Genomic DNA, 8,550 nt, shown 5'->3' with positions numbered 1-8,550 from the left:
CGCTCTGGCGTGCAGGGTCCGGGTGGCCGAAAATCGCTACAGCGCAAATGTCTCGCTGAGGCTGCGGCTGGGATACCCATTTCGCTCCAGCTACCGCACCCATTTTAGATGCCAATCACGAGACAACAGCTCACAACGACCTTGAAGCTGCGACTGCTAGCGGCATGGTCCCTGGTGCAAACGCTGCTCGCGAAGCTGGAGCCTCACGCTAGGAATGCTGCAGCCCAGGCCGGCCCGCTCCTGTCCAAGGCAGCCAGGGAAATCGCGCGTGCTTGGCGGCAGCTGCTTTCAGCCGACGTCTGGCGTGAGATCAGACTACGACCGCTGCCGATGAAGCATGCACGGTTGTTGGTGATCACGGACGACCTGCCGCAGGCATCGTTGACCCTGGCAGAGACCGAGAGCTTTCATCCGGACACCCGCCCGCCACAGGAGCAAATGCTAAGCGGTGTCCCGGGGCACAACTACCGAGAGGTCTATCAACAGGCACTGGCTCGACTCGAAAAGATTGCCAAGGTCGTGCCGGTCGAGGAGACGCCCAATCTCGACGAGGTCCGCGTCATTGAGCTCGACGAGCTGCAAGCAATCAACGCCAAGCTCAATGACCGCTGGGCCGAGGCGTCTCGTTTTGAGGAGGGCTTCCGGCGCATCGACGAGCAGGACCGCTTCGTGCGCGAGCAGCAGGCCTCGCTGGAAAACTTCAGCAACCTGAAGATTGACTTGGGTGCGCTGCGCACCAAGACCCGATTCCTAGACTTCTATGTCGGCGTCGTGCCGCGTGAGAACGTCAGTCGTCTGCAGGGTGCCGTGACCCTAGCAGACCACCTGCTCTTCACCTTTCTGGAGCGTGATCAGAGCACCCATGTGGTCATCGTCGGACCGCGCGGTGAGCAAGAGAGTCAGCTGGCCTCCCTGCTCAGCTCTGCGAGCTTTCAGCCCTTACCGATCCCGGCGGGACTCGAGGATGCCAGCCCAGAGCGTAAATCCGATGAGCTGGCTGCCGAGCGCGACCGGCTGCAGGCCCAACGCGATGCCCTGAGCGCTGAGGTCGAGGCCTGGTCGCAAAAGCACCGCGAGCTTCTCCTCTCTGCGCGGCGGTCCCTGCTAATGGCTGCCCCCTTCGTGACGCTCGATCCCTCAATCCGCAGCGCTGGACATCTCGCTGTGGTCTCCGGTTGGGTTCCGGCGCGCGCGCTCGAGGATCTGGGGGCACGCCTGCGCGCTAGCTTGACGATGCCATTCGAGCTCGAAAGCCGCGACCCCAAGCCTGCCGAGCGCCCGCTGGTGCCAACGGTACCCTCGAACAATCGCTTGCTGGCGCCGTTCGCGATGCTGGTTAAGCAATACGGAATCCCGCAATATGGGGAGATCGACCCAACGCCGCTGTTCGCTCTGACCTTCTTGCTGATGTTCGGATCGATGTTCGGTGACATCGGCCAAGGCGCGGCCATCGCTGGCCTCGCCTGGGCGTTCCGCGAAAAGCTCGGTCGCTTCTATCGATTCGGCGTCATGGCCGGCATCTCATCGATGTTCTTTGGCGTTCTCTATGGCAGCATCTTTGGCTACGAGGAGATCCTGCCCGCGCTCTGGCTGAGCCCGATCCATCACCCGATTTTGATGCTAAAGATCGCGCTAGGCTACGGCGTGCTGTTCATTGCCATCGCTTGCGGATTGGCGATCTACAACCGGATCGCGGTCAAAGACCTCACCGCGGCGGTGTTTGGTCATCATGGCCTCGTCAATCTGGTGTTCTATTTGGCACTGATTTGGGGCGCCGTCGGCATCGCCACCCGCAGCAGCTTCGGCACCGTACCGCTGGTCTTGGTCGTCGGAGCGCTGATGGCGCTCGCTGGCTATGCCTGGTCTCATCTGAAGGCGCCGATCGGCGAGAAGGTCTTGGTGGTGTTTATTGAAACTTTGGAGACGGTGATTGGCTACATCTCCAACACCCTCTCGTTCCTTCGCGTCGCCGCCTTCAGTCTGAATCACGCCGCGCTATCACTCGCAGTCCTGACACTTGCAGGGATGATGGGACCCGCTGGCCACATCGTCACTGTGATCCTTGGCAACGTCTTCGTGTTGGTGCTAGAGGGCGGCATCGTGATGATCCAGGTGATGCGTCTCCAATATTACGAGGGTTTCTCTCGCTACTTCTCCGGTGATGGACATGAATTCTCGCCGCTCAAGCTGCGCCGTGGCCCCGCCTGAAGAGGCAGTGTCTACCGCGACTGCGCAACGTTTTTTGTTCCACAACCGACCCCTTTATTCCGACTATCGAACCCTGAGGAATTCACCTATGTACTGGCTCGTAGCACTGATATCCTTCGCCATCATCGGTCTGATTCTGACCGGCATCGCGCTTGAGATGCGGCCGGCCAACAGGCCGCTCCAATTGCCGCGTTGGACGGCCCCCGCGATGGGCACACAGCTCGTCGTCTTCGTTGGAGCCCAACTTGGTCTGCTGGTTCTCGGCATCAACGACGCCTTCGCAGAGGAGGTGGTCAACGGCATTGAGGTCGACGTCATGGAGATCAGCACCGGCATGGGGCTCGCGATCATCGGCGCCGGCATCCCAACGGCTCTCTCGACGATCGGTGCTGGTATTGCCGTCGGGCCCATCGGCGCAGCTTCGCTGGCCGCGATCACCGAGAAGCCTGAGAATCTTGGCCGCACGCTGATCTATCTCGGACTTGCTGAGGGTATCGCGATCTACGGCTTGGTCGTCTCGATCCTGCTACTGAACCGGATTTGAACGGCCACGCAGACCACGCCCTTAACGCTTCTAGCCCCGAATGAGCGAGACCGACCCCAACCTCAGCCCAGCCGACCTTCATCATGCGGCGTCGGGCGCGCAAGCCCAGCCAACGCGGATGCTCTTTCTTGGCGATGATGGCCTCGCCGAGGGCTTCAGCGTGATCGGTTTCGAGACCTATCCGAACCCGGAGCCAAACGAGGTCGACCGCGTGTTTCGCGAGCTGCTCTCCGCACGTGAGAAGGCCTTTGTGATCGTCGATGACGCGGTGATGCAAATGGATGTCGAGCACCTAAAACGCGTCCGCCGCGAAGGCGGCCGCATCGTCGTCGTGGCCGTTCCGCAGCTCGCCGCACCGCCGAGGCTGGGCAGTGAGGTCGCTGACCGGCTCTCGAGCATGTTCGGCGGGGCCAACCTCATGCAACCGACCGCTACCAAGGACTCGACGTGACACAAGCAGATCAGCTCGAGAACGCCATCCTGGCCCGCGCCGAACGCCTGGCCAAGGAATATCGCGAGCGAGCGCAACGCTCGCGCGACACCATCCTGCGCGAGGCTGCGGAAAGGCTGCGCCTGCGCGAGCAGCGCGAGGAGGCCATCGCCAAGACCCTAGGCGATCGTGCCTATCGGCAACAAGTCCAGGCCGAGGAGCTCAAGCTGCAGAGCCATCTCGACTTGGTGCGTTGGAACCTCGTGCGCGATGTGGAGGCGCGACTTGCCGACCAAATGCACCTCTACATCAAGGACAGCGCTGCTTACATCAAGACCTTGACCAGCCTCATCGGCGCAGCGCTTGCCGAGGTGGAGCGTGAAGAGGTCGAGGTCCGCGCGAACAGCGCTGACCTCAAGCTGCTGAAGACGCATTGGAGCGAGATCACGGGCTCACTGCCCGCAGGGACTCAGGCCAAGCTCGGCGATGAGCCGATTGAGACCCTCGGCGGTGTCATGGTTGAAAGCAGCGACGGGCGTATCCGCGTCGACAATACCTTCGAAGGACGTTTGGCACGCTTACGGACGCGACTGCAGCAGGTCATCCTGGAGCGGCTCGTGCCGAGCGGCTTCGAGACCGGCAGCATCTTCGGGGGCTGATCGAGATGAATGAGCGTAAGAAACTCGGCTTCGTGCGCGAGATCAACGGGCCCATTGTGACCATCGACTTTCCGGGCATCCGCAGCGGCGAGCAGGTCAAGATTGGTGAGCTAGGGCTGGTCGGTGAGGTGATCTCACTCAATGGCCGTGAGGCCACCGTGCAGACCTACGAAAGCACCGATGGCGTGCGCCCCGGGGAGTCCGCCGAGGGGCTTGGCTGGCCGCTCTCGGTCGAGCTTGGCCCCGGCCTGCTCGGTGGCATCTTCGATGGTATTCAGCGGCCGCTGGAGAAGATCGCCCTGAAGTCGGGTGATTACATCCGACGCGGGTTGGCGCTGCCAGGACTGGATCGGGAGCGAGAATGGGAGTTTGAGCCAAACCCGGAGCTCGAGCCTGGCCAGCAGATCGGCCCGGGCACGGTGCTTGGCACGGTGCAAGAAACCGAGACCGTACAGCACAAGATCCTCGTCCCACCAGGACTCGAGGGTGAGCTGACCGAGCTGGCGCCCTATGGCGAATACGCGATCGAAGCCACGATCGGCCATCTGCGCGACAAGCACGGCCATAGCCACAGGCTGAGGCTGTTCCACCGCTGGCCGGTGCGCAAGCCACGTCCCTATCTGAGACGTGACGACGGGGTCTCGCCGCTGATCACCGGCCAGCGCGTCATCGACAGCTTCTTCCCGCAGCTCAAGGGTGGCAAAGGCGCCGTGCCGGGACCCTTCGGTGCCGGTAAGACCGTTGTCCAACAGCAGATTGCACGCTGGTCGAATGCCGATATCGTGATCTATGTCGGCTGCGGCGAGCGAGGCAACGAGCTGGTCGATGTGCTCGAGAGCTTTCCGCAGCTCGAAGACCCCTACACCGGCCGCATGCTGATGGAGAAGACCCTGCTGGTCGCCAACACCTCGAACATGCCGGTGGTCGCGCGTGAGGCCTCGATCTATGTCGGCCTGACCATGGCCGAGTACTATCGTGACATGGGCTACGACGTGGTCATGCTCGCTGACTCCACCAGCCGTTGGGCTGAGGCGTTGCGCGAGGTCTCGGGCCGGCTCGGCCAGATGCCGGTCGAGGAAGGCTACCCGGCCTATCTATCGTCGCGCCTGGCCGCGGTCTATGAGCGCGCCGGCCGGGTTGAGACCTATGATGCAGGCCCCGGCTCGGTGACCCTGATCGGCGCCGTTTCACCACCGGGCGGCGACTTCTCGGAGCCGGTGACTAGCCATACCAAGGACATCATCGAGACCTTCTGGGCGCTGTCCAAGGAGCTGGCCGACGCCCGTCATTATCCCAGCATCGATTGGGTCACCAGCTTCTCCGCCCATGTTCACGCAGCGGCGGAGTGGTGGCACAAGGAGGTCGACCGGCGATGGGAGGCGCGCCGCACCGAGGCCCTGGCGCTGCTCGCGCGCGATGCCGAGCTCTCACGCATCGTTAACCTGGTCGGACCTGAGGCGCTTTCGGACGCGCAACGCTGGCAGCTCGAGGGGGCATCACTCATCAAGGAGGGTGTCCTACAGCAGAGTGCGCTTGATGAAGTCGACACCTTCTGCTCTCCGCAGAAGCAGTTCGCGCTGCTCGATCTGGCCCTATCGATCTATGACAAGGGCATGATCCTGATCGAGCTCGGTGTGCCAGTCAGTCACCTGCAAGACCTGCCGCAGCTGGCCAAGGCGCGGCGCTGTAAATCCATGTACAACAGCGATCAGGTCTCGAGCATTACGGACCTGGGCCGCGAGATCGAGGACGCGTTTGAATCCATCCGGGTCCAGTATGCGAAACAGCATAGCGATGAGTAAGCGCGTCCTCTCCACTCGGAATCCAGTCCTTAGCAGCATGCACGGCCTGTCATGAGCATCAAAGAATACCGAACTGCCAGCGAGGTTCGCGGCGGGCTGATCCTGGTCCGCGATACACCCGGCGTCGCCTTCGGCGACCGCGTGCGCATCTCAGACGGTCGCGGTGGCACGCGCGATGGTCAGGTGATCCGCGCCTCGAACGAGGAAGTGATGATCCTGGTGTTTGAGGGTACCGATGATCTCGACCTCGAGGCCGTTTGGGTCCGCTTCCTCGACGAGCCGGTCGAGATCGCCCTCTCCCCGGAGATCCTGGGGCGCGAGTTCAACGGTCTCGGCGAGCCGCGCGATGGGCGGCCGCCGATCCTCTCCAATATCCGCCGCGCCGTCGGCGGCTCGGCCATCAACCCGGCCGCGCGCAGCTATCCGCGCGAGTTTATCCAGACCGGTATCTCGACCATCGACGGCCTGAACTCGCTGGTGCGTGGCCAGAAACTGCCGATCTTCTCCGGCTCAGGTCTGCCGCACAATCGGCTGGCAGCGCAGATCGTGCGCCAAGCCAAGCTCAAGGACGAGGACTCGAGCTTCTCGATCGTGTTCGCGGCGATGGGCGTCAGCTATGCGGACGCCAAGTTCTTCCGCGATGAGTTCGCCAGCTCAGGCGTGCTGCGCAACGTCGTGATGTTCGTCAACCTGGCCGATGACCCGCCCGTCGAGCGCCTGACCCTGCCCCGTACCGCTCTGACCGTCGCTGAGTACCTGGCCTATGATCTTGACCGCCACGTGTTGGTGGTGATGACCGATATGACCTACTACGCCGAGGCCCTGCGTGAGGTCGCTACGGCCAAGGGCGATGTGCCGGCACGAAAAGGCTACCCAGGCTATCTCTACTCGGACCTGGCCGAGATCTACGAGCGTTGCGGACGCATCCACGAGCGCCATGGCTCCATCACCATGATGCCCGTCGTCAGCATGCCGTCCGACGATATCACCCATCCGATCCCCGACCTGACCGGCTACATCACCGAGGGTCAGATCGTGCTCTCGCGCGAATTGCACAACCAAGGCATCTACCCGCCGGTGCATATCTCACCAAGCCTCTCACGGCTGATGAAGGACGGTATCGGCAAGGACGACACGCGCGAGGATCATCCGAAGGTGGCGGCACAGCTCTACGCGCTCTACGCACGCGCGCTCGAAACCCGCAACCTAGCCAGTATCATCGGCGCCGACGAGCTCTCCGAGCGAGACCGCCGCTACCTGAAATTCGCCGATGACTTTGACCATCGCTTCGTGGGTCAAGGAGAGTCAGAGGATCGCAGCATCGAGGCGACACTCAACCTCGCCTGGGAACTGATGAGCGCCTTCCCGCGCGATGCCCTCACCCGCCTCTCCGAGACCGAGCTGGCAAAATACTATCAGGGTAATGACTGACGCGACTCAGCCATCGAGGAGTATCCATGCACCATCCCATAATCAAGTTCGCGTTCGGCCTGCTGCTGCTGTCACTGTCGTCGCTCGCATTCGCGTCCGATGCTGGGCAACACATTGACCTGACCGGTAACTGGGTCGGCTACACGGCGATCATCATCTTCGTCATCGCCTATGGGCTGGTCATGGCGGAAGAATTCACGCATCTGCGCAAGTCGAAGCCGGTGGTCTTAGCGGCCGGCCTGATCTGGGTGCTGATCGCCTATTTCTACACCGGCCATGGCGGCGACTCACACGCCGTCGCCAACGCGGTGCACCACAACATCATGGAGTTCGCCGAGCTCTTTCTGTTCCTGCTCGCGGCCATGACCTATATCAACGCCATGGAGGAACGGCTTGTCTTCGAGTCGTTGCGCGCCTGGCTGGTCCGCAGCGGCTATAGCTATCGCAAGCTGTTTTGGATGACCGGCTTCCTGGCCTTCTTCATCTCACCCGTTGCCGACAACCTGACCACCGCCCTGTTGATGTGCGCGGTGGTCATGGCCGTTGGTGCCGACAAGCCCCGGTTTGTCGCCCTCGGTTGCATCAACATTGTCATCGCGGCAAACGCTGGCGGCGCCTTTAGTCCGTTCGGCGATATCACGACCCTGATGGTCTGGCAAAAAGGCATCTTGCCGTTCCAGACCTTCTTCCTGCTCTTCATTCCGGCACTGGTCAACTACCTGGTGCCCGCCTACTTTATGCAGAAGGCGATCTCCGACGAGATCCCGCCCGCCAGCGACGAGGTGGTTAAGACCAAACGCGGGGCCAAGCGCATCGTCTTGCTGTTCCTGCTCACGATCGCCACGGCAGTTAGCGTGCACAGCTTCTTTCACCTGCCGCCGGTGCTGGGCATGATGACCGGCCTCGCGTATCTTAAGTTCTTCAGCTACTACCTCTACATTAGCGGCGAGCTGTCGACGGTCAAGGCCGGTACGCTCGAGGATACGATGCCGTTCGACATCTTCAACAAGATTGCGCGCGCGGAATGGGATACGCTGTTGTTCTTCTACGGCGTCATCCTCTGTGTCGGTGGTCTCGGCTTCATCGGCTATCTGGAGCTGGTCTCCAACTTTGCCTATGCCGACGTAGGCCCCGTCTTTGCTAACACCATGGTCGGCATCCTATCGGCCATCGTCGATAACATTCCGGTGATGTTCGCGGTCCTGACGATGAACCCTGACATGTCTCAGGGGCATTGGCTGCTCGTGACCCTGACTGCAGGCGTCGGTGGAAGCCTCTTGTCGATCGGCTCCGCTGCCGGTGTCGCACTGATGGGGCAGGCAAAGGGGATGTACACCTTCTTCGAGCACCTACGGTGGACCAAATTCATCGCCCTGGGCTACCTTGCCAGCATCATCGTCCACTTCATCGTCAATTTCTGGACCTTCGGGATACCCGTCAATGGTTGAGCGGCTGTCATCATCGAGCGGCCATCGA

The 8,550-nt window shown here is 61.8% G+C and carries 7 protein-coding genes; all 7 read left to right on the top strand.

The annotated features are described in order from the left end of the window. Window positions 1-330 precede the first annotated feature (330 nt). The 7 genes from ACY693_RS10265 (at window position 331) to nhaD (ending at window position 8,522) form a co-directional block, all read left to right on the top strand. Window positions 331-2,208: a V-type ATP synthase subunit I gene (locus ACY693_RS10265; RefSeq protein ID WP_462321735.1), complete on the top strand. Its 1,878-nt coding sequence runs from the start codon at window positions 331-333 to the stop codon at window positions 2,206-2,208. An 88-nt stretch (window positions 2,209-2,296) separates the two neighbouring features. Then, window positions 2,297-2,752, top strand: coding sequence for an ATP synthase subunit C (locus ACY693_RS10260; protein ID WP_462321734.1), 456 nt, complete (start codon window positions 2,297-2,299; stop codon window positions 2,750-2,752). Window positions 2,753-2,792: 40 nt separating this feature from the next. Further along, window positions 2,793-3,203: a V-type ATP synthase subunit F gene (locus ACY693_RS10255; RefSeq protein WP_462321733.1), complete on the top strand. Its 411-nt coding sequence runs from the start codon at window positions 2,793-2,795 to the stop codon at window positions 3,201-3,203. After that, window positions 3,200-3,841, top strand: coding sequence for a V-type ATP synthase subunit E (locus tag ACY693_RS10250; RefSeq protein ID WP_462321732.1), 642 nt, complete (start codon window positions 3,200-3,202; stop codon window positions 3,839-3,841). Before ACY693_RS10255 ends, ACY693_RS10250 begins: the two co-directional genes overlap by 4 nt. 5 nt (window positions 3,842-3,846) lie before the next feature. Then, window positions 3,847-5,643, top strand: a complete 1,797-nt coding sequence (locus tag ACY693_RS10245; protein ID WP_462321731.1) for a V-type ATP synthase subunit A — start codon at window positions 3,847-3,849, stop codon at window positions 5,641-5,643. Window positions 5,644-5,694: 51 nt separating this feature from the next. Next, a complete protein-coding gene (locus ACY693_RS10240; RefSeq protein ID WP_462321730.1) occupies window positions 5,695-7,074 on the top strand; it encodes a V-type ATP synthase subunit B in 1,380 nt (459 codons plus the stop codon). Window positions 7,075-7,100: 26 nt separating this feature from the next. Further along, window positions 7,101-8,522, top strand: coding sequence for a sodium:proton antiporter NhaD (gene nhaD, locus ACY693_RS10235; RefSeq protein WP_462321729.1), 1,422 nt, complete (start codon window positions 7,101-7,103; stop codon window positions 8,520-8,522). The last annotated feature ends 28 nt before the right edge of the window (window positions 8,523-8,550 follow it).

The sequence above is a fragment of the Halochromatium sp. genome (assembly GCF_054919635.1).
This window is presented reverse-complemented; position numbering and strand designations above follow the sequence as displayed.

Excerpts from the sequence above, each read along its gene's own strand:
- ACY693_RS10240 (WP_462321730.1), top strand. The coding sequence starts at position 5,695 with ATGAGCATCAAAGAATACCGAACTGCCAGCGAGGTTCGCGGCGGGCTG.
- ACY693_RS10265 (WP_462321735.1), top strand. The coding sequence starts at position 331 with ATGAAGCATGCACGGTTGTTGGTGATCACGGACGACCTGCCGCAGGCA.
- nhaD (WP_462321729.1), top strand. The coding sequence starts at position 7,101 with ATGCACCATCCCATAATCAAGTTCGCGTTCGGCCTGCTGCTGCTGTCA.
- ACY693_RS10255 (WP_462321733.1), top strand. The coding sequence starts at position 2,793 with ATGAGCGAGACCGACCCCAACCTCAGCCCAGCCGACCTTCATCATGCG.
- ACY693_RS10245 (WP_462321731.1), top strand. The coding sequence starts at position 3,847 with ATGAATGAGCGTAAGAAACTCGGCTTCGTGCGCGAGATCAACGGGCCC.
- ACY693_RS10260 (WP_462321734.1), top strand. The coding sequence starts at position 2,297 with ATGTACTGGCTCGTAGCACTGATATCCTTCGCCATCATCGGTCTGATT.